At 64.7% G+C, this 21,128-nt stretch carries 18 protein-coding genes; 1 reads left to right on the top strand and 17 read right to left on the bottom strand.

Annotation, left to right across the window (positions count from 1 at the left end; all coding sequences use genetic code 11):
- Positions 1 to 2 precede the first annotated feature (2 nt).
- The 3 genes from U4Y88_RS01500 to U4Y88_RS01490 form a co-directional block, all read right to left on the bottom strand.
- Positions 3 to 302 carry a hypothetical protein gene (locus tag U4Y88_RS01500; RefSeq protein WP_224005612.1) on the bottom strand — a complete coding sequence of 100 codons (300 nt, stop codon included), beginning with the start codon at positions 300 to 302 and terminating at the stop codon, positions 3 to 5.
- 51 nt (positions 303 to 353) lie between these two features.
- Complete coding sequence (locus tag U4Y88_RS01495; RefSeq protein WP_321781729.1) at positions 354 to 2,954, bottom strand: EAL domain-containing protein; 2,601 nt, start codon at positions 2,952 to 2,954, stop codon at positions 354 to 356.
- Positions 2,955 to 3,240: 286 nt separating this feature from the next.
- Positions 3,241 to 4,188: a cupin domain-containing protein gene (locus U4Y88_RS01490; protein WP_321781728.1), complete on the bottom strand. Its 948-nt coding sequence runs from the start codon at positions 4,186 to 4,188 to the stop codon at positions 3,241 to 3,243.
- A gap of 238 nt (positions 4,189 to 4,426) precedes the next feature.
- Between U4Y88_RS01490 and U4Y88_RS01485 the strand changes: the two genes are divergently transcribed.
- Positions 4,427 to 5,410, top strand: a complete 984-nt coding sequence (locus tag U4Y88_RS01485) for a LysR family transcriptional regulator (protein WP_321781726.1) — start codon at positions 4,427 to 4,429, stop codon at positions 5,408 to 5,410.
- Between the two features lie 18 nt (positions 5,411 to 5,428).
- Here the strand turns inward: U4Y88_RS01485 and U4Y88_RS01480 are convergent, their stop codons facing one another.
- The 14 genes from U4Y88_RS01480 to U4Y88_RS01415 all read right to left on the bottom strand — a co-directional run bounded on the left by U4Y88_RS01480 (position 5,429) and on the right by U4Y88_RS01415 (position 20,525).
- Positions 5,429 to 5,656: a hypothetical protein gene (locus tag U4Y88_RS01480; protein WP_224005600.1), complete on the bottom strand. Its 228-nt coding sequence runs from the start codon at positions 5,654 to 5,656 to the stop codon at positions 5,429 to 5,431.
- A gap of 161 nt (positions 5,657 to 5,817) precedes the next feature.
- The gene (locus U4Y88_RS01475) at positions 5,818 to 6,063 is read right to left on the bottom strand and encodes a hypothetical protein (RefSeq protein ID WP_321781724.1); all 246 of its coding nucleotides are present in this window, start codon (positions 6,061 to 6,063) and stop codon (positions 5,818 to 5,820) included.
- Positions 6,064 to 6,107: 44 nt separating this feature from the next.
- Positions 6,108 to 6,335 carry a hypothetical protein gene (locus tag U4Y88_RS01470; RefSeq protein WP_224005594.1) on the bottom strand — a complete coding sequence of 76 codons (228 nt, stop codon included), beginning with the start codon at positions 6,333 to 6,335 and terminating at the stop codon, positions 6,108 to 6,110.
- Positions 6,336 to 6,649: 314 nt separating this feature from the next.
- Positions 6,650 to 7,672 (bottom strand): Ldh family oxidoreductase, encoded by a 1,023-nt coding sequence (locus U4Y88_RS01465; RefSeq protein ID WP_321781722.1) that lies wholly within the window; start codon positions 7,670 to 7,672, stop codon positions 6,650 to 6,652.
- Positions 7,665 to 9,257, bottom strand: coding sequence for an aldehyde dehydrogenase (NADP(+)) (locus U4Y88_RS01460; protein ID WP_321781720.1), 1,593 nt, complete (start codon positions 9,255 to 9,257; stop codon positions 7,665 to 7,667). Before U4Y88_RS01460 ends, U4Y88_RS01465 begins: the two co-directional genes overlap by 8 nt.
- Positions 9,258 to 9,370: 113 nt before the next feature.
- Entirely contained in the window at positions 9,371 to 10,960 is a 1,590-nt protein-coding gene (locus tag U4Y88_RS01455) for an APC family permease (RefSeq protein ID WP_224006253.1), read from the bottom strand.
- Between the two features lie 235 nt (positions 10,961 to 11,195).
- Positions 11,196 to 12,116, bottom strand: coding sequence for a dihydrodipicolinate synthase family protein (locus tag U4Y88_RS01450; protein ID WP_224005585.1), 921 nt, complete (start codon positions 12,114 to 12,116; stop codon positions 11,196 to 11,198).
- A 268-nt stretch (positions 12,117 to 12,384) separates the two neighbouring features.
- Positions 12,385 to 13,167 (bottom strand): AraC family transcriptional regulator, encoded by a 783-nt coding sequence (locus U4Y88_RS01445; protein ID WP_321781718.1) that lies wholly within the window; start codon positions 13,165 to 13,167, stop codon positions 12,385 to 12,387.
- A 128-nt stretch (positions 13,168 to 13,295) separates the two neighbouring features.
- Complete coding sequence (locus tag U4Y88_RS01440; protein ID WP_321781716.1) at positions 13,296 to 14,573, bottom strand: FAD-dependent oxidoreductase; 1,278 nt, start codon at positions 14,571 to 14,573, stop codon at positions 13,296 to 13,298.
- Positions 14,570 to 14,836 (bottom strand): 2Fe-2S iron-sulfur cluster-binding protein, encoded by a 267-nt coding sequence (locus tag U4Y88_RS01435; RefSeq protein ID WP_321781714.1) that lies wholly within the window; start codon positions 14,834 to 14,836, stop codon positions 14,570 to 14,572. Before U4Y88_RS01435 ends, U4Y88_RS01440 begins: the two co-directional genes overlap by 4 nt.
- Positions 14,829 to 15,986, bottom strand: a complete 1,158-nt coding sequence (locus U4Y88_RS01430; protein WP_321781713.1) for an FAD-dependent oxidoreductase — start codon at positions 15,984 to 15,986, stop codon at positions 14,829 to 14,831. The genes U4Y88_RS01435 and U4Y88_RS01430 overlap by 8 nt, the downstream gene beginning before the upstream one ends.
- Positions 15,987 to 15,991: 5 nt before the next feature.
- Positions 15,992 to 16,951, bottom strand: a complete 960-nt coding sequence (locus tag U4Y88_RS01425; protein ID WP_321782237.1) for a 4-hydroxyproline epimerase — start codon at positions 16,949 to 16,951, stop codon at positions 15,992 to 15,994.
- 197 nt (positions 16,952 to 17,148) lie between these two features.
- On the bottom strand, positions 17,149 to 18,105 hold the full coding sequence (locus U4Y88_RS01420) for a DMT family transporter (RefSeq protein WP_321781711.1): 957 nt from the start codon (positions 18,103 to 18,105) through the stop codon (positions 17,149 to 17,151).
- Between the two features lie 200 nt (positions 18,106 to 18,305).
- On the bottom strand, positions 18,306 to 20,525 hold the full coding sequence (locus U4Y88_RS01415; RefSeq protein WP_321781709.1) for a TonB-dependent receptor: 2,220 nt from the start codon (positions 20,523 to 20,525) through the stop codon (positions 18,306 to 18,308).
- Positions 20,526 to 21,128: the final 603 nt, after the last annotated feature.

Raw genomic sequence — 21,128 nt, 5'->3', positions numbered from 1 at the left:
CTTCAATGCGACGCCGCGGCATTGCCGCCGAGCCGGTTCAACAGCACGTTGCTCTGTTCGAGCAGCGTGGCGCGATAGTCGCCGGGCAGCACGGCGTTGTCGGCCACGGCCAGCGCCTCGCCGATCAGCATGCGGAACGCTTCGACAGTGCGCTCGACCTGTTGCGTGGACAGTTGCGGCAGCACGGCTTCCGCGAACTTGCTCATCACGACCACACTCGCGCCGAAGCGCGAAATGGCCTTGCCATGCGAACTGACGAGCGCCGTCATCGAGCGCAGCAGCATCTCATCGTTGGTGGTCACGGTCATTCTCCAATCAAAAATTGCGCCTAAACGAGGCATGAGCGGCATCGATCACGCCGGCAGTGCACGCGGCATCCGCGCGGCCGGCGCGGGGCGCGCGAGCAGAAAACCCTGTGCGCGCTCGCAGCCGATCTCGCGCAGAAAGCGCAACTGGTTCGGCGTTTCCACGCCCTCGGCGACAACCGACACGCCCAGCGACTTCGCCATCGCCACGATCGCGCGCACGATCGAGCCGTTGCCCTCGTCGCTCATGAGCGGAATGTTGTCGCCGACATGCGCGAGAAACGAGCGGTCGACCTTGAGCGTGTCGACGGGCAGCGACTGCAAATAGCGGAACGACGAATAGCCGGTGCCGAAGTCGTCGATCGCGAGACTGATTCCGCGCGCCGCAAGTTCGTGCAGCAGCGCCTCGGTGCCGCCGTGGCTGGAGGTCATCGCCATGCTCTCGACGAGTTCGAGTTGCAGCCGGTTCACGGGCAAGCCGGTCTCGCCGAGAATATTGGCGAGCTGCGCGAGAAAGCCGTCGTGCAGGCATTGGCGCGCGGACAGATTCACGCAGATGCGCCCGAATTCGAAGCCTTCGTCGAGCCACGCGCGCGCCTGGCGGCACGCTTCGCGCAGGACCCAGGCGCCGATCGGCACGATCAACGCGGATTCCTCGGCAATCGGTATGAACTGGTCGGGCGGCACGAGCCCGCGCTGAGGATGCTGCCAGCGGATCAGCGCCTCGACGTTCGAGAGGCGGCCGCTGCGCACGTCGAATTCGGGCTGGTAATGCAGCAGGAATTCGTTGCTGTCGAGCGCGCGATGCAATTCCGATTCGAGCTGAATGCGCTCCATCGCGCTCGACGTCATCGGCGCGGCGAAAAACTGGAAGTTGTTCTTGCCCGCGCTTTTCGCTTCGTACATCGCGCGGTCGGCCTGCATCAGCAGACGGCCGGAGTCCTGCGCGTCGTCGGGAAACATGCTGATGCCGATGCTCGGCGTGACGAACAGCGTCTGCTCGCCCGTGCGGATCGGCGCGCCCACGCCAAGGAGCAGCGTTTCGGCGATGCGGCCCACGTGGCGGATGTCGTCGATATCCTCGATCAGCAGCGTGAATTCGTCGCCGCCGAGCCGCGCCACCGTGTCGGTCTCGCGCACCGATTCGCGCAGACGCCGCGCAATCACCGCGAGCGCTTCGTCGCCGACGCCGTGGCCCATCGTGTCGTTGATGAGCTTGAAGCGGTCGAGGTCGAGAAACATCACCGCAACGCGCTTGCTCGAACGGCGCGCGCGCGCGAGCGCCAATGCGATGCGCTCGGTGAACAGCGTGCGATTGGGTAGACCCGTGAGCGCATCGTGCGTCGCGAGATAACTTAGGCGTGCTTCGTTTTCCCGGCGCTGCGTAATGTCGGCGAAAATCGCGGCGTAATGCGTGCAGCCGCCTTTCGCGTCGCGGATGCTGGAGATCGTCAGGTATTCGAGGTAGAGCGTGCCGTCCTTGCGGCGATTCCAGATTTCGCCCTTCCAGTGGCCCGTGGTTTCGATGCTCTCCCACAGCGCCGCGTAAAACGCCGCGCCCTGACGGCCCGAACTGAGCAGGCGCGCGTTGCGGCCGAGCGCGTCGGCTTCGGTGTAGCCGGTCAGGCGCGTGAAGGCCGGATTGATGCGCTCGATCGTGCCTTGCAGATCGGTGATCATCACGCCGTCGAGCGTGGACTCCACCACTTGATCGGCGAGACGCAGATTCGCGCGCGAAGCGAGCAGCGCGTCGTCGCGTTCTCGCAGCGCCGCCTGCAATTCGCGCACGTATTCGTGCTCCATGTCGCGCAGGATATCGGCGAGACCGAGCAGGCCGCTGAGTTCGCCCGCGTCGTCGAGCACGCCAACGTGGCGCATGCGGTTGTCGAGCAGATATTGGCGCGCCGAATAGAGGCTGCGCGTGTGCGGCAGCGAGCGCAGCGGCCAGCTTGCGAAGGTGCCCGCCGTGGCGCCGTCCTCACGCGCGCCTTCGCCGAGCGCGCGCACTACATCACGTTCGGTGAGGATGCCGAGGCTGCCGTCGGCGGCGCGCACGACAATCGCGCTCAGCCGCTCCGCGCGCATGCGCGCGAGCGCCTGTGCGAACGGCGCGGCGGCGTCGATGGTCTGCACCTTCGATGGCTTCGCGCAGCCGAGCGTGCGCAGTTGCAGAAAGCACTCGGGGCCCTGGCTCATGACCAGATCGGTCTGCGTGACGAGACCGAGCGCGTGGCCGTCTTCGTCGTCGATCACGAGACCGTGGCGGATGCCCTCGCGCACGAAGTACGCCGCCGCTTCGCGCGCGGGCGTGCGCGCGGAGAGCGTGCGCACGGGCTGGCTCATGACGGTGCGGATCGGTCGGTTCGCGGGTTCGTCGCCGGGTCCGCCGGCCGGCTCAGGCAGCGGTTCGTCGATCAGTTCGTTGATGAGGCGCGCGTCGGCCGAATGCGCGCGATGCGCAATGCTCGCGAGCGCGTCGTGCTCGGTCCAGATGCCGATCGGCAGCCCGCGTTCCATCACGACGATCGCGCTGCAACGGTGCTCGGCCATGCGGCGCGCGGCTTCGCGGATCGGCACGTCGGGGCCGCAAGCGAGCAGCGGCCCGGAAAGAAGACGCCCGATTTCGACGTCCAGCGTGTGGTGTTGCATGTCGCGCCCCGTACCGCGTTTGGTTTGTTTGTTGTCTTTTTAAGATGTACTGCGACCGTAGCAGGCGGGCGGGGGAATTGACTTGACCTGGATCAAAGTCGCGGGGTTGAGCGAAGATTAGGACGGTCGTGCGGGAAGGATGGGCGCCGGGTGTTGATGGACCCAGCGCCCCGCTGAAGCGCTGAAGCGCCGAAGCGCTGATGCGCTGATGCGCTGATGCGCTGATGCGCTGATGCGCTGATGCAATCAAGCATCCCCGCGCCGGAAACTTCCCATCGGCCGTGTATCAGCGCGCGAAGCGAATATCGAGCGAACGCAAATACGTCTGCAGCCCCGCATCCTGAAGCGGAATCACATACGCGGGCGAATCCGATTCATTGAAATGAGCATGCCAATAACCGGGCGGCGTCACGAAGGCCATGCCCGGCGTCCAGTCGACGCGCACGGGATCGACAATCTGCCCCTGCGCGTCGATCTCGGTGCCGACGAGCGTATAGACGCCCGGCTCGCACGCCGGAATGAAGTCGAGCGCAATCGACTGATGACGATGCGGCTTCTGCACGCTGTGCGGCGCGATCGTGCCGAACATCGCCCACATCGAATGCGTAACGGTGCGCGTCTGCGGGAAATGGCGATTGCCGAGCAGCACGCTCACGCGATTGCGCTGTGCCGCGCCCGGCGCATTCGCCACTTTCGCGAGTTCGGCCTGGGCCTGCGCAGCCGGATAAAGCGTCGGCGCAAAGCGGGCCGTGCCGATCTTCGCGCCGAGATAATCGAGCAGCGGCGCATCGTTCACGTAGTAAATGCGCGCCGTCGCCTGCGCCGACAACACGGCCTCGCCGCCGCCCGGCAGCGAAAAGAAATCGCCTTGTCCAAATGAAAAGACCGTGCCGTTTTGCGCAACGCTCCCCGCGCCTTCGAGCACGTAAAACACCTGCGAAGTCGCATTCGGATCGACCGCAATCGTGTCGCCCGCCACGATGCGCAGAAAACTCGCCATCAAACCCGGACCCGTCGCCGGATAATCGCAGCCCAATTCCGCCGATAAATCGAGCGGCACGCTGCGCGTCGGACCGTCGTCATAGAGCGAAGCGGGAAACGAGCGATACGGCACGCGCGAAATCAGCTTCGCGCCGATGGGATTCGCGGACGAGGTGTATTCGAAATATTGCGCATCGCGCGTGACGACGTCGTCGTCGAGTGCGAGCGAAGAATGCGCGGTTTTATCCAGCATGATGCGGCTCCTGAAAATGACGCTCGCCCGGCGGGCAAGTCGCGCCATCGCGATCGACGATCCTGCGTCGATCGCTGGCGTCGAATGGACTGTAGGCGCCGGGGCCGCACGCCGGAATTGCGCGCACGGGAAATGAGCTTTGCAGAAAAGGGATCACTGATGCGCGAGGCGCCGCCGCGTTTTCTCGTACACTGCACGACAACGCCCGCATTCACGCCATCGACACGCCTGCTCGCTTATGGATTATTTCGGCGCGATCCGCGCATTCCTTTCGTCCGCCGAACTCGGTAGTTTCAGCAAGGCGGCGGCCCGCATCGAAGTCAAAACCTCGACGGTATCGCGCTATATCACCGAACTCGAACGCGATCTCGGCATTGCGCTATTCAATCGCTCGACGCGCGGCCTTGTGCTCACCGAAGGCGGCCGCGTATTTCGCGAGCACGCGATCGGCGTAATCCGCCATCTCGACGAAGCGCGCGACGTGGCATCGTCGCTGAATCATTCGCCGCGCGGATTGCTGCGCGTGACGATGCCGCGCTCGTTCGGCCGGCGTCATATCGTGCGCCATTTGCCGGAATTCATGGACCGCTATCCGAAGATCGACGTCGATATCGTCATGACCGACGCCGTGCTCAATATCATCGACACGGGTATCGATCTCGCGATTCGCATCGGCGCATTACCGGACTCGCAATTGATGGCGCGCCAGTTGACGACGCATCGGCGCATTGTCTGCGCGAGCCCCGCTTATCTCGCGCAATGCGGCGCGCCCGTCATTCCAGAGGATCTTGCGGCGCACACGGCACTGCGATTTTCACTCGCGGCGGACGATCGCTGGCTGTTCGTGAAGCACGAACCGGCGTCAATAAAGGCAACGAGTGAGCGTGAAGAAGCGGTGACGGTGGCATTGCGCGGCAGGCTGCGCGTGGACGACACGGAAGCGCTGCTCGATCTCGCGATTGCGGGACGCGGCATTGCCTTGCTGCCGACGTGGGCCGTAGGCGACGCGTTGCGCGACGGAAAACTGATTCGTCTGTTGCCGGAATGGGAAGCGCAGCCGACGAAACACGCGCCGGCGGTCTGGGCGGTCTATCCGCGCAAACGCACAGTGTCTTCGAAAGTGCGCGCCTTTATCGACTTTTATTCGGCCATTTTCAATCGCGAAGGCGACTGGGACAGCCAGGTTGGGGACGCCAAACCACGCGCTGCGCCGCGCGATTAAGCGAATGGTCGCGATACGTTAGCGTTTGATCCCTTTGCGCTTGCGCGATTCGATCTTTTTACAAAGATCGGTCAAAAGCCAGCGAGCGATTTGCTCGGGCCGATTCGCACCGTGCGGCGCGAATTTGATTTCATTGGCGAAATAGACAATGACCGAGCCGGTCATTACGCGCCACCTACCGGTGTAATCAACACCATCCACATTCACGCTCATCGCGTGCGAGATTTCATAGTCTGCGGAAGCCAAGGGTGAAACGAAGAATGTCTAAAGTATGACAATATCGTCTCAATCGTGTGTCAGTCAATGAAATATGCGTTTTGTTTCATATTTCCGATGCGCGCCTTCATGCGGCGCGAAATGCGGGCGCCATTTGCCTGCAATTCGCTCTGCAATTCGCCCGCCATCCACTAGACAAATCGACTCGAATCGGCAGATGAAACCCGTATAGCCGTATGCGTAAATCCGGTACTTGTCAGTGGCGTTATTCGATTCATCGCGCGTTCACCCACCGCGCCGCTCCACGCATTGACCCAACGCCGCGCCATCATGCGGTCGATGTCGTCGTGCGCGTGAATGAGCCGCTGCATCGCGCGCGTCAGGCGGCGCATGGCGTAGTGCTTACGGCGTGTTTCCCTGTCATCACGCGGATTCATACGATTCTCCCGTCACCGGATTTCAGTGTAGAACGGTCCGCGCATTAAGGCATGAACGAAAATGCCGCAGTACCAGGGAGACTATCGAGAGCGCGATTGCCGTCGCGGCGAGCCTCCGTCTCGCCGTCGAATGAATTTTCACTATAAGCAATGAGCTTGAAGCCACTGCCCGCCGACCTGGGTACCGTAATGCCCCAATGCCAGCCTCCTTCCTGCTCGAATACATGCAGCCTGGGCGACGCTTCCAGCGTTGCCGAGTGTGACGTGATCATTCCACGCCCTCCTTTCGAAAACTTCCGAATCCATAGGCGGTCTTGCTCAGTGTAGGCAGCATTTTGCTGCGCTGCAATAAGCATTAACCTTTATTTCGCCTAATGTAAAAGGGACAGTTTTCGAATTAGTGCGGCATGGTACTGTGCGTACACACGGAAATGCGCCGCATTGCAGCAAATGTAATGCCTCTTTATTGGATGATCAATTACATCAATTAACGGTACCGACCATTACATGACGTAAGAAGCGAGTAAAAGGGCAAAAAAGGCGAACGGCGCGCGAATTCCGGCTTGCGCGCGCCGGCTCGTCATTGTCAGTCGAAGAGTTTCATCACGTCGCGATAGAGCGCGCCAGGAATGCGCACGCCATGGCGTTCGCTGCGCTCGCGCGCCTCGAAACGGCGTTGCGAAGGCAAGCGCGCGCCCTGCTCGACCACGGCCGCGAACAGCCGCTCGGCGCGCGCCTCGCCCGCCGCGTGATCGGCGCCCAGAAAACGGCGCGGATCGATCGCGATCACCAGTTCGCCGTGGCAAGGGCTCGCGCCCGCGCCGTCGTCAAAGGTCTGCGACTCCATGCTCGTGAGGTCGCCGATCAGCGCGCCCGCGAGCAGTTCGACCATCGCCGCGAGCGCCGACCCCTTGTGGCCGCCGAACGTCTGCATCGCGCCGTCGAGCGCCGCGCGTGCGTCCGTGGTCGGCTGGCCCGCGCTGTCGATGGCCCAATGATCGGGAATCGGCTTGCCCTCGCGCGCGTGCAGCTCGATATCGCCACGCGCGATCGCGCTGGTCGCGAAGTCGAACACGAACGGATGCCCTTCCGCGCGCGGCCACGCGAACGCAATCGGATTGGTGCCGAACACGCCGCGCGTGCCGCCCGCGGGCGCGACCCAGCTATGGCTCGGATTCATCGCGAGCCCGACGAGCCCATGCGCGGCAATCGCCTCCACCTCGGGCCACAACGCCGAAAAATGGAAACAGCGATTGATCGCCATCGCGGCGAGACCCTGCGTGCGCGCTTTTTCCGCGAGCACGGGCAGGCCCGTTTCGAAGGCCAGCAGCGAAAAACCATAATGCGCATCGACGGCGAGCACGCCGGGCGCCACATCGCGCAAGGTCGGCTCCGCGCGCGGATCGACCTTGCCGCTTTTCACCGAGCGCACGCAGCCGAGCAGGCGATAGATGCCGTGCGAATGGCACTCGTCGCGCTGACCTTGCATGATCACGCGCGCGATGGCGTCCGCATGCGCTTCGGACACGCCGTGGTGCATCAGCGCCTTGCGCGCGAGCGAAAAGAGCGCGTCGAGCGACAGTACGACTTCGTCGTGTTGATCAGTCATCCTGATGTTCCTCGCGATGAAGGGTGCCGTCGATACGCCGCGCGAGCGCCAGCGGATTGCCGTCGCGCAGTGCGTCGGGCAGCAGATCGTCGGGCAGATCCTGATACGAAACCGGCCGCAGGAAGCGCTCGATCGCGCGGCTGCCGACCGAGGTCGTGCGCGCATCCGAAGTCGCCGGGAACGGTCCGCCATGCACCATCGCAGAACCGACTTCCACGCCCGTGCCGAAACCGTTGGCCAGTATACGGCCTGCCTTGCGTTCGAGCGTCGGCAGCAGCGCGCGGCAGGCGGCGCGGTCGTCGTCGTGCAGATGCACGGCCACCGTCAGCTGTCCTTCGAGCGATTTCAGCACGCCATGCAAGGCGTCGAGATTGCGGCAACGCACGATCAGCGAGGCCGAGCCGAACACTTCCTCGCGCAATGCGGGATCGGCGAGGAACGCTTGCGCCGTGGTCGCGAACAACGCGGCCTGCGCGTCGAACGGACCGCCCGTCTTGCCGCTCGCGAGCCGCTCGACGTCGGCGTGCGCCGCGAGCCGCTCGACGCCCTTCACGTAATTCGCGTGAATGCCGGGCGTGAGCATCGTCGATGCGGGAGCTTGCGCGAGCGCGTCGCTGGCCGCGCGTTCGAAGGCGCGCAACGCGTCGCCCTCCACGGCGAGCACGAGGCCGGGATTCGTGCAGAACTGTCCCGCGCCCAAGGTCAGCGATGCCGCGAACTGTTGTGCAATCGTTTCACCACGCGCGGCCAGCGCGTGCGGCAGCAACACGACCGGATTAATCGAACTCATCTCCGCATAGACGGGCACCGGCTCCGCGCGTGCGTTCGCGATTTTCATGAGCGCCACACCACCCGCGCGCGAACCCGTGAAGCCGACTGCCTTGATGCGCGCGTCGGCCACGAGCGCCTGGCCAATCGAAAGACCGCTGTCGAACAGCAGCGAGAACACGCCTTCGGGCAGCGCGCACTGCTGCACCGCCTGCTGAATCGCACGGCCCACGAGTTCCGAGGTGCCAGGATGCGCGCCGTGCGCCTTCACGATCACGGGACAACCGGCCGCAAGCGCCGACGCCGTATCGCCGCCCGCCACCGAAAACGCCAGCGGAAAATTCGACGCGCCGAATACCGCGGCCGGCCCGATCGCCACGTTACGCAGACGCAGGTCCACGCGCGGCATCGGCTTGCGATCCGATTGCGCGGGATCGATGCGCGCATCGACGAATTCGCCATTACGCAGCACGTTGGCAAACAGACGCAACTGACCGACCGTGCGCGCGCGCTCGCCTTCGAGCCGCGCGCGCGGCAAGCCGGTTTCGGCCATGCAGCGTTCGATCAGCGCGTCGCCGATCGCCATGATCTGTTCGCCGATGGTTTCCAGAAAACGCGCGCGCGTGTCGAGCGGTGTTTCGCGGAAGGTGTCGAAGGCCGCTTCCGCGAGCGCACACGCGCGTTCGAGATCGTCTTGCGTCGCGCCGCCGAATGCGGGTTCGAGCGCCGCGCCCGTGCGAGCATCGACGCCATGCAACACGCCGTGCGTGCCGCGCACGCTCGTCGCGCCGATCAGCGACTGGCCGGTAATCGTCATCTTGGTCCCTGCAAAAAAACAACCGGGCCGGCATGGCCCGGTTTTGAATCGATGGAAATGGCGCGTTGCCTGTGCATACGCACAGGCGCACGCTTATTCACGCGTATTCACGCTTATTGATCGTCGGCGTCGAGCCGCAGCTTGTGGCCCGGCACGCCCGTATTCGCGCCCCAGTAGTAAATGCCGAGACTCGCGAGCGCCACGGCCAGCGTGTCATACGGATGCGCGAGCGTGCCCGTGCCGCCGAAACTGCCTTGCCACGACAGCACGATCATCACGGCATAAAACGCGATCAGCCACGCCGACGAACGCACCTGCTCGCGCAGGCTCAATTCGCGCGTCGGCACGAAACGCCCTGCTGCGAGATAGATCACGAACATCACGATCTGCAAACCGAGCAGCCAGGACACCGTGCTCCAGCCCGACCAGTAGACAATCAGCGCGGCGATCACGAACGACACCGGCCCGACGAGGCCGAAGCGGCTCACGCGGAACGGACGCGGCATATCGGGTGCATTGCGGCGCAGCGCGGCGACGGAAATTGGCGCGACTGCGTAGCTCAACACCAGCGCCGCCGATACGACGTTGATCAGCGCTTCCCACGACGGAAACGGCAGCGTCCAGAACACCGCGAGCGCGAACGTGAGCCACAAGCCCGCACGCGGAATGCCCGAGGCTTCGTCCACGCGCGTGAACACGCGGAAGAACGTGCCGGTTTTCGCCCACGCATAGACCACGCGCGGCGTCGCGTTCATATAGATATTGCCGCAGCCGCTCGGCGAAATAGCCGCGTCCGCGACCACCATGTAGGCGAGCCAGCCCACACCCAGCGCGAGCGCGATATCGCGGTAAGGTAGCGAAAACGCCTTGCTCACGCCATCCCAGCCGCTCTTGAGCATCTCGGTCGGAATGCTGCCGATAAACGCCAGTTGCAGCAGCACGTAAATCAGCGTGGAAAGCAGCACCGAAAGAATCAGCGCGATGGGAATCGTGCGTTGCGGATTGCGTACTTCGCTCGCGACCGAAATGATCGGCGTGAGACCGAGATACGCGAAAATGATGCCGCCCGCCGACACCGCCATTTCAATACCCGACATACCGAACGGCGCGAAGCCATGCACGCTCAGATTGGCCGGTTTGAAAAACGTGAACAGCACGCCAATCACCGCAAGCGGCACGATGAATTTGAAAATGCTGATGAGATTATTCGCGCGCGCAAAGGTCTTCACGCTTTTGTAATTGAGCCGGAAAAACAGGCCCAACAGCGCGAGTTGCACGAGCCAGCCGATCGTGGTCGGATTGCCCGAACCCGGTTGACTCAGCATCGGAAACCACGCAGCCGCATATTGGCGCGCGGCCACCACTTCGATGGCAATCAGGCTTGAAAACGCGATCAGCGTGACGAAACCCATCAAATAGCCGAGCAGCGGGCCGTGCGAGAACACCGGATAACGCACCACGCCGCCCGCGCGCGGCAAGGCCGCGCCGAGTTCGCAATAGACGATGCCGAGCAGCAAGACCGCGAAGCCGCCGATGAGCCAGGAAACGATGCCCGCCGGTCCCGCGATCGCCGAGACGTGACTCGCGGCGAACAGCCAGCCCGAGCCGAAGATGGCACCAAGGCCGATAAACGTGAGGTCAGTGAGCGAAAGCTGCTTCTTGAAGCGCCCTTCGCCGGTTTGCTCGCGCGTTGCGTCGCTCATGGGCAGCGCGCCGCGCAGCTTGCCTTGAGTGGACATAGCCGTGTCTCCTTCTTAAGGGATGAGGCGCAGCGCCGGCGTGCCATTCTTCTTGTGTGGGCACGGCGGCGCGGTCGGTGCCGCGCGCGCGGGACTCGCGATCTGCATCGAAACCAGGCAATCCGAAATAATCGGATTCGATCGGATCACGAGTGGCGCGCGGGAAAAGAAAGCGCGCCCACGCGGCGCGCAAGGGGATTTACAGACCGACGTCCGGCAGTTGCGGACGCGTGGCGAGCGCCTGTTGCATGACGGCCTTCACGTGCGCGAGCGCATCGCCTTCGAGCGCGAGGCGCGGAGGACGCGTGAGCGCGCTGCCGCGATCGACGAGTTCCTCGCACAGCTTGATGCATTGCACGAGATCGGGGCGCGCGTCGAGGTGCAGCAGCGGCATGAACCAGCGATAGAGCGCGAGCGCTTCGTCGAAACGCTTTTGCTTCGCGAGGCGGAACAGCGTCTCGCCTTCTTTCGGGAACACGTTCGACATGCCCGAGACCCAGCCTTCCGCGCCCACGGCCACGCTTTCGACCACCACGTCGTCGAGGCCCGCGAACAGCACGAAGCGGTCGCCCACGGCGTTGCGCAGATCGATGAAGCGGCGCGTGTCGCCCGACGAATCCTTGAAGCAGACGATGTTCTCGCAATCCTGCAGCGCGATCAGCACATCGGGCGTGACGTCGTTCTTGTAGATCGGCGGATTGTTGTAGACCATCACCGGCAGGTCGGTGCTCGACGCCACGGCGCGGAAATGCGCGGCCGTTTCATGCGGCTTCGCCGAGTAGACCAGCGCGGGCATCACCATCACGCCGTCCACGCCCACGCGCTGCGCTTCGCGCACGGTCTGACGCGCGAACTCGGTGGTGAATTCGGCCACGCCCGCGATCACGGGCACCTTGCCGCCGGCGGCATCGCGCGCGGCTTCGATCACGGCCAGTTTCTCGGACGTGCTGAGCGAGGTGTTTTCGCCGACCGTGCCGCACACCACGAGGCCCGAGACGCCGTCCTTCACGAGGTTGCTCACCACGCGGTGCGTCGCTTCGATATCGACGGAGAAGTCCGCCTTGAATTGCGTGCTGACGGCGGGAAACACACCGCTCCATTGGATAGCGTTACGGCTCACAGTGACAATCTCCTTCGTTTGAAAAATCGCGCCAACCCGTGTGGCGATGCGAAGAAGTATCGCTATCCAGAATGATCGAGGCTTGAGACCTTTCGCGACTCAAAGAGACGAAATCGGCACAATCGCTTTTTTGTGCAAAGGCGCCTCATTCAGGTGCATTCGCGCTATCCGGGACTACCCGTAGATTTTCGCGCGAGCGCCTTTTACCAATGCGAGGTTTGCTAATTTTTTTATGTATTTCGCGCGATGCCGGGATCGACCTTTTCGCCTAGTCGGCCGCTTCAGTTTGCGTCGCTTGCGGATGCAGCAGCGCGCGATACTGGCTCGGTGTAAGGCCCACGGTGGCCTTGAATTGACGCGTAAACGCACTGTGATCGTTATAGCCGCAACGCGTGGCGATATCGGTGATGCTCAGGTCGCTCGCGAGCAATTCGGAAGCCGCGTCGAGCCGCGTTTTCAGCAGCATCTGGCGCGGCGTGAGATGGAAAATCTTGTGGAAATAACGCTCGATCTGCGCCACCGACATATTGATAAGCGTGGCCAGATGCGAGAGTTTGAGCGGCTGCGCATAATTGTCCTGAATGTATTTCGCAGCAATCGCCAGGCGCTGATAAGCCGGATGCGTGCCTTCGGCCGCCTGCAGATCGCGCGAAATACCGGCCACGCCCAGCACGCGGCCCTGCGCATCGTGCAGCGGCACCTTCGAGGTGAGGCACCAGCCCGGTTGACGGCCCGGATAAAGATGCAATTCGAGTTGATCGATAAAGCGGCTGTTCAGGCGCACCACAGCCTCGTCCTGCGCCGTGTAGCTGTTGCCGAAACGCGCGGGAAACACCTGCGCCGCCGTCTTGCCGAGCAACGAGCGTTTGTCCTTGAAACCGCAGCGCGCGGCGAGCGTGGCGTTGGCGATCACATAGCGTGCGTCGTGGTCCTTCACGAAGAAGACCACGTCGGGCATGGCATCGAACAGCGGTTCGAGCAGCGCGAAATGCGCCACCATCTGCGGCAGCGTCGTGTTTTCGAGGGCGGCGGGCAGAACGAGTTCGGGCATTGCGATGAGCGGCGAGTCGTGATCCGCACGATTATGCCCTTCTCATGCACGCTTGCGCATCTGAAACGAAAATCGGGCGGCGCTGGTGCGTGCGCCGCCCGTCAAACCCCATCGCGTCGAATGGCGATTTACGCCTGCGACGGCACTTCCAGCAAGGTGCCGATGCGCGCGGGCGAAAACGGCGGACGTTGGCCGTTGCGCGGCCAGCCGAGGCAGAACGCCGCCGCTTCGCCGCAGATCTTGCCCTGACACGGTCCCATGCCGCAACGCGTGTGCAATTTCGCGTCGCGCCACGAACGATGCTGCGCGGCTTCGCCGAACCTCACGTCCTCGCAGCGGCACAGCACGGTGTCGGGCGTCGCGAGCGTGCGCAGATGCGGCGCGAGCGCGAACGCTTCGTGAAGTCGCGCGGCGAACGCGCGATAGCGCGCGCGCTCGCCGAACAATGCACGCGCCTTGTCACGCTCGCCCACGGCCACATGCGCCGCGATGCGCCCTTCGAGCGCCGCGAGTTCCATACCGCCCACGCCCGTGCATTCGCCCGCCGCGTAGACATCGGGCAGCGAGGTCGCCTGCCAGTCGTCGACGGTGAGCGCGGCCATGCCATGCGCGTCTTCGGTCGCGCAACCGAGCGCCGCGCCCACGTGCGTGTTCGGCACGAGGCCGTATGCGCAGGCGAGCCGGTCGCAATCGATCGACATTTCCTTGCCGCCGTGCTGGATGCGCACGCGCGTCAGCATCGTATCGCCGATCGCTTCGATCACGTGTGCGCCGCATAAATACGGCGTCGCGCGCAGGTCGAAACGCATGCGCAACGCCTGCACGAGTTTCGCGGGCGTCTGCACGAGTCCCGCCGCGAAGCGCCTGACCGAAGTCGGCGGCGCCTGCTCGACGATCGCCACCACGCGCGCGCCCTGCTCGCGCGCCGTGACGGCAGCGGCCCACAACAGCGGCCCCGTGCCCGCGATCACGATGCGCTCGCCGCGTATCGGCAAGCCGCCCTTCACGAGCGCCTGCAAGCCGCCCGCGCCGGTCACGCCCGGCAGCGTCCAGCCCGGATACGGCAGGAAGCGCTCGCGCGCGCCGGTCGCGACGATCAGCTTGCCGTAGGTGATCGTGTAGCCGCGTTGCGCGTCTTCCACCAGCAACTGCCGCTCGCCGAGCGCCTGCACGACGCGCGTGCCGCTCAGGCGCGCGATGCTGCCGCGCTGCACGAAAGTCTCGACCGCATCGATGGCCGCGCGCGCCTCACCCGTCGGCGGATGCTCGGGGCCTTGACGCCAGATCTGGCCGCCAGGCCGCGCGTTATCGTCGACGATGCCCACGCGCTGGCCCGCCTCGGCGGCCACGCGCGCAGCGTGCAAACCAGCCGGTCCCGCGCCAATAATCAGGATATCGAAATTCATTGCGCGCCTCTCGCCGTCACCACGTTCATTCCCTCAGCGCAGACGGTCTGACACGCGAGCCGATGCGCGACGCCGTCGATCGTCACGCGGCATTCCTGGCACACGCCCATGCCGCACAACGGCCCGCGCAGCGCGCCGGTCACCGAGCGGCGCGTCGCGAGACCCGCGTCGCCCGTGGCATGCGCGATCGCCGCGACCACCGAGCTGCCCGCCGCCACACGCACGCTGCGGCCATCCACTTCGAGCACGACGAAATCAGGCATGTGCGGCTCCTTGCGTCGCGCAACGCGCGGGCCAATACGGTGCAGCGTCGATCGGCAACGGATCGCGCGAGGCGAGCATCTGCGCGGCGATCAGCTTGCCGGTCGCGAGCGCCGTGGTCACGCCGAGCCCTTCGTGACCGGTTGCCAGCCATGTTTGCGGATGACCGTCGGCGCGCGCGAACGGACCCGCCGGGCCGATCAGCGGCAAGCCATCGAGCGTCGCGGGGCGGAAACCGGTCCACGCGCGAATCGCGTTCAGCGACGGTAATTGCGGCAGATATTCGGCGGCGCGGCGCAACATGCGCGCGAGTATCGCCGGTTCGATCGCGGGATCTTCGCTGTCGAATTGGCGCGACGAGCCGATCAGCAATTGCCCGGTCGGGCGCGGCTGCACATTGAACGCCACCGACGTGCCGGTCGCGTTGTGCGCGCTCTTGATATAGCCGAGTTCGAGAATCTGGTGACGCACGGTGCCGGGATAACGATCGGTGATCAGCAGATGGCCCTTCTTCGCCTGCATCGGCAAACCGGGCAGCAGTTCGGCCGCTTGCAGACCGTTGGCGAGCAGCACCGCGCCGGTGGCGATCACTTCGCCGTCCGCGAGCACCACGCCCTGGCGGTTGACCTGCGCCACGCGCGTATCGAGGCGGCACGTGATGCGCCCTTTCACGGGCTGCGCGAGCAGCCAGGCGGCGGCGGACGGCGCGTAGACCACGGCGTCGTCGGGGACCATCATGCCGCCGCGCAAGCCTTCGCGCAGCGCGGGTTCGGCTTCGCGCACCTGCTGCGCGTCGAGCATGTGGCAGGCCACGCCTTGTTGCATCAGCGTCTGCTGGCGCGACTGGGCTAGTTCGTATTCCTCATCGTCAGTGGCGACCCAGAGCGTGCCGCAACGCACGAACGCCTGGCGCGCATCGAGACGCGGCGCGAGGTCGAGCCACAACTGGCGCGACCACCTGGAGAGCGCGAACTCGGCGGGCGTATCGTCCATCACGACCAGATGGCCCATGCCCGCCGCCGTCACGCCGCCGCCGATGCCCGCGCGGTCGAGCACGAGCACGTTCGCGCCTTGCTGCGCGAGTTCGTGCGCGCACGCAGCGCCGACGATGCCCGCGCCGACCACGATCACATCGGGACGCGATGCTGCCATGTTCATCACGCGCGAATGCCCCATGCGAACGGATCGTCGTCGGCGAAGATGAGCTGCGCCTGCGCGCTCACGTGCGCCGTGCCGCGAATGCTCGGACGCACGTAGCCGGGCGCGAGATCGCCGCCGGTTTCGTAGCTCGCTTCGAACACGCTGCCGACGATACTTTCCTGCTTCCACACCGCGCCCGGCGCGAGCGTCGCGTCGGCGGCGAGGCACGCGATCTTCGCGCTCGTGCCCGTGCCGCACGGCGAGCGGTCGTAGGCCTTGCCCGGACACAGCACGAAGTTGCGGCTGTCGAGGCCCGGCGTGGTCGAGTCGGCGAACAGTTCGATATGGTCGATCAGCGCGCCGCCCTCGCCCGTGATGCCGTTCGCTTCGAGCGCCTGGCGGATCGCCCACGAGACGTTGGTCAGCGTTTCGACGTTGGCGAATTCGAGCGACTGGCCGTGGTCCGCAACGAGGAAGAACCAGTTGCCGCCCCACGCGATATCGCCGTGAATGCGGCCGAGGCCCGGCACGTCGACGGGCACGTTCGTGCGATAGCGATACGCGGGCACGTTGCGCACGGTGACGCTGCCGTCCGCGTGCAGTTCGGCTTCCACGTTGCCCACCGGCGTTTCGATGCGATGCACGCCGGGCGCGATGCGGCCCATATGCGCGAGCGACACGATCAGGCCGATCGTGCCGTGTCCGCACATGCCGAGGAAGCCCACGTTATTAAAGAAGATCACGCCCGCCGAACAGGCCGGATCGTGCGGCTCGCACAGCAGCGCGCCGACCATCACGTCGGAGCCGCGCGGCTCGCAGACGATGCCCGCGCGCAGGCGGTCGAAGTCGCGGCGGAAGATGTCGAGCCGCTCGGCGAGCGGTCCGCGGCCCAGTTCGGGGCCGCCTTCGGTCACGAGCCGCGTGGGCTCGCCGCCGGTATGGGAATCGATGACGGAGAGGGTTTTCATGCCGACAATCGTAGGTGCCGCCCGCGTGGCCGTCTTGTCGCAACGGACCCTCGGCAATGACGATTTCGGCATAGCGCGCGGCGGCGGATCGGGCGCCGCGCGGCGCACACGCGGTCAAGCCAGGCACAACCCTGGCGCTATCCACACGCGATCCGGCCACCAGGCAGGCGCACGCCTCAGCGCGCGCCGGGCCGTTCAGCGCCGCTTCAAACGCCCGCGCGCGCCCGCGAGCCGCGCCCGAACATCTGGCGCAGCCACGCCTGGCTGTTCACGACCAGCAGGCCGGTCAGCACGAGCATCGAACCCGCGACGAAAGCCGCGTCCACGTGTTCGTGCAGCACCACCACGCCGAGCACGACGCCGAACAGCGGCGTCATGAACGACAGCACGCCGAGCCGCGCGGCGAAGTAGCGGCGCAGCAGCCAGAACCACGTGAGATAGCTCGCGAAGGTGACGACCACGGTCTGGAAGCCGAGGCTCGCGAGCGCGAACGGCGTGCCATGAAACGCGGTCTGCCCGGTGAGCAGCGCGAACGGCATCAGCAGCACGAACGCATAAGCCAGCTGATAAAACAGCGTCTGCGAGGCGGGCGCCTCGCTCAGCCGCGTGGTGCGCACGCCCACCGTGGTCATGCCCCACGCCGCGCCGCCGAGCAGGCCCATCAGATCGCCGAGCAGCCAGTCGGGATTGGTCGGCGTGCCTGGCGCGGACAGTCCGCCGCCCAGCAGCGCCGGGCCGAGAAACGCGATGGCGATGCCCGCGAACGCGAGCGCGATGCCGGCCCACTGAAGCGGCGCGAGCCGTTCGTCGGGCAGCTTGAGATGCAGGCCGATGGCCGCGAACATCGGCGCGGTGTAAAGCAGCACGGCGATATGCGAGGCGTTGGTCAGGCGCAGCCCTTCGGCGACGCACAAAAATTCGAACGCGAACAGCAGGCCGACCACGAGACCCGAGCGCAGCGCCACGCCGGGCAGCCAGCGCTCGCGCAGCACGAAGCGGTTGAACAGCCACACCAGCGCCGCCGCGCCGCCCGAGCGCACGCCCACTTGCATCATCGGCGCGATGTCGCCGGCCACGGCCTTGATCGCGACCTGTTGCGTGCCCCAGATGAAGCACAGCGTCACCATGATGGCGACGGCCGCCCCATCGACATGCTTTCTCATTCCTGTCTCGTCCATGCATTATTTTTCCGACGCGCGTATCTTAACGCGCCGGGTCATACGCACATAGAGCCAGTGGCCGCGCAAAGCAGCAGGCCACCCGCGACGCAGCCGGTACGTCCGGTTGCGTGGCGGGTGGCCTGGGGTTGCGATGGCGAGGTGCCGCCGCTATCCAATCAAGGCGATGAACCCGATGGGCGCGATCAGAAGTCGATCTTCGCGTTCAGGCTGACCGTGCGCGGGTCGCCCGGCGCAATGTAGCTGTCGTACTGGAACATCCAGTAGCGGCGGTTCGTGATGTTGTCGATCGCCGCGCGGAACGTGACGTCGTGGCCGCCGATGCGGGTCGCGTAGTTCGCGCCCAGATTCACGAGCATATAGCCGCCCGTTTCCAGATCGCCGGCCGGGCGCACTTCGGTGTTGCCCGTGTACTTCGCATCGACGCCCAGTTGCAGGCCCGGCACGTACGGCACGTCGTAGGTCACGCGCGCGGCGGCCGTGAATTGCGGCGCGCCGGCAACGCGCTTGCCGTTATACGTCTGGCCCTTTGCGTACCACGTATCGAGCAGCATGATGTCGCCCGCGACTTGCCAGCTACGGCCCAGACGCACGCTGCCGCCCGCTTCGAGACCTTCGTAGATCGAGTTGCCGTCCTGCAGCAGCACGTTCTGGTCGTTCGCATACGACGCGCCGCGCTCGATGCGGAACAGCGCCGCGTTCGCGCTCCAGCGCGCATGCTCGCTCTTGATGCCCAGTTCATACTGGCGCGAGCGCAGCGGATTGAGCACCGATCCGCCATTTGCATAGATGTCCGAAACAACCTGACCCGCTTCGAGCGATTCCACATAGCTCGCGTACAGCGTGGTCTCCGGTTCGAGCTTGTACATCAGCGCGAAGGTCGGCGTGACGACGCCGTTCTTGCCGTAAGACGACGACGTAGCGCCCGATTCCGAGAAGCTTTCCTGATCGTAGTTCGTGTAGCGCAGGCCCGCGAGCAGCGACCAGCGGCTCGTGATCTGCATCGTGTCGCTCAGGAACAGCGCCTTCTGGTTGATCTCGCTCGCGCGGTATTTGTCGAGCCCGCTGCCCGAGTAGAACGCATACGGGTTCTGCACGTACAGATTGCCCGTGCCGAGCGTGCCGCCCGCCGTGCCCGCCGCCGTGCTGTAATCGTTGGTCTGATGCTGGATCGACGCGCCCGCCACGATCTGATGCGTGAACGGTCCGGTCTTCACCTTGCCTTCGAACGTGCCTTGCCAGTAGATGTCCTGGTGGCCTTCGTCGCCGTTCCAGCGATAGTCGGAATAGTCGCCCGCCTGGTTGAGCAGCGTGAGCGTGCTCTCGTTACGGTCGCGCGCCGACTTGCTGTAGCTCGCCGAGGTATTGAAGCTCCAGTCCGGCGTGATCTGATACTTCGCGCCCGCCGTGTAGAGCTGCAGATTCGTGTTCAGATGCTGACCGGCGCTGTTCAGCAGATTCGAGCCGCCGCTGATGGTCGCGGGCAGACTCGTGCCCACATAGCTGCTCGGAATGTAGATCGCCGGCGTCTGACCGCTCGAACGGCTCGTCTGGTAGATCGCGTTGAAGTAGACGTCGAGGTCGCGCGTGAGCTGACCGTCGAGCGCGAGCGCCACCGAATTGCGGTTGATATCGCCCGCGTTATAGGTCTTGCCCGCTTCGTGCGTGTAGTTGATGCGCGCGCCGAACATGCCGTCCGGGCCGAAGCGGCGGCTCAGGTCGGCGTGCTGGCTGAGCACGCCGTCCATGCGATAGCCGACGTCGAAACTCGTCACCGGATCCGTGCCCGGCTTCTTGGTCACGTAGTTGACCACGCCGCCCGGCTGCGCGAAACCGTACATGAAACCGCCCGCGCCCTTGAGCAGTTCGACGCGTTCGAGGTTTTCATACGGCATCGTGATGCCATACGAAATGAACGGATTGCCGTCGATCTTGAAACCGTTCTGCCAGTCGATCGGCAGGCCGCGCACCGTGATGTAGGTCGCCCACGCGCTATAGGCGTTGCTGTTGTCGGTGACCGAGGCGTCGCCCGCGAACACGTCGCCGAGCTTGTTGGCCTGGCGGTCGGCGAGATCCTCGCCCGTCACGACCGTCGTCGAGAACGGCGTGTCGAGCTGCGAACGCGTGCCGAGCGCGCCGTTCGAAACCGGCGTGGCCAGATGCAGCGGCGAGTCGCTCACGGTGGACGCGCTCACGTTCACGGCCGGCAGCGCCTTGTCGGCGGCGGTCGTGGACGCGGCAGCGCCGCTGGCCGCGGTGGCCGGCGCGGCAGCGCTGTCCCCGGCGGTCGTAGCGGTCTGGGCGAATGCGGATTGCGCAGCGGCGGCAAACGTCAGCCAGGCGGCGATCTGCAAAGGACGGGGGAGCTTTTGCCCCTTACGGCGTGCGGTTTCGTGATTGTTCATATCGGCCAGTGGTCGAGGCGCCTCCCGCCCCGGTTCAATTATTTGAACGTCAATGAGACTTATTCTCATTTCATAAGGGGCGCATCTTAGCAAAGCCTTTTTGCTTTTGAAAGTTCTTTACGAAAAACCAACACTTGCGCTTGGCTGTAATGCGTTTTGCATGTAAACGCGCGTGGATCTTGCGTGTTTTGTGCGTATTGCTCAGCGTTTACCCTTAGGCCACCTCTCTAAAAATCGCGCGCGCACGCCGCCAGCGCGCACGCGGGTGCCCGCGCGCTCCCGACTGCCACATCGGCGCCGTTGCGGCGCAATCCCCCAATCGGCTCAGGGTTTTCGGCCCCGCGAATTTTGGCGAAAAGCGCGGGACGGCATGACCTCATCGCGCATTTTTTTCACCCTGCGCGTTTCGCGTGGCATCCCGTTAGCTCTCCGATGCAGCCGGACTTTGCCGCGATTCGCGCCTCGCAGCGTTTCATGCAGGCTGGATCGGCGAATTAGTTTGTCATCCTGAGCAATACGTTTTCCACCCTTGCCATGTGCGAACGAGTTTCCTATGATCCACCAAACGCGAATCACTCTCATTCGCACATCACCGCGCAAACG

Origin of the sequence: Paraburkholderia sp. J94, assembly GCF_905220285.1 — a bacterium.
In the GTDB taxonomy this organism is placed as follows: domain Bacteria; phylum Pseudomonadota; class Gammaproteobacteria; order Burkholderiales; family Burkholderiaceae; genus Paraburkholderia; species Paraburkholderia tropica_A.
This window is presented reverse-complemented; position numbering and strand designations above follow the sequence as displayed.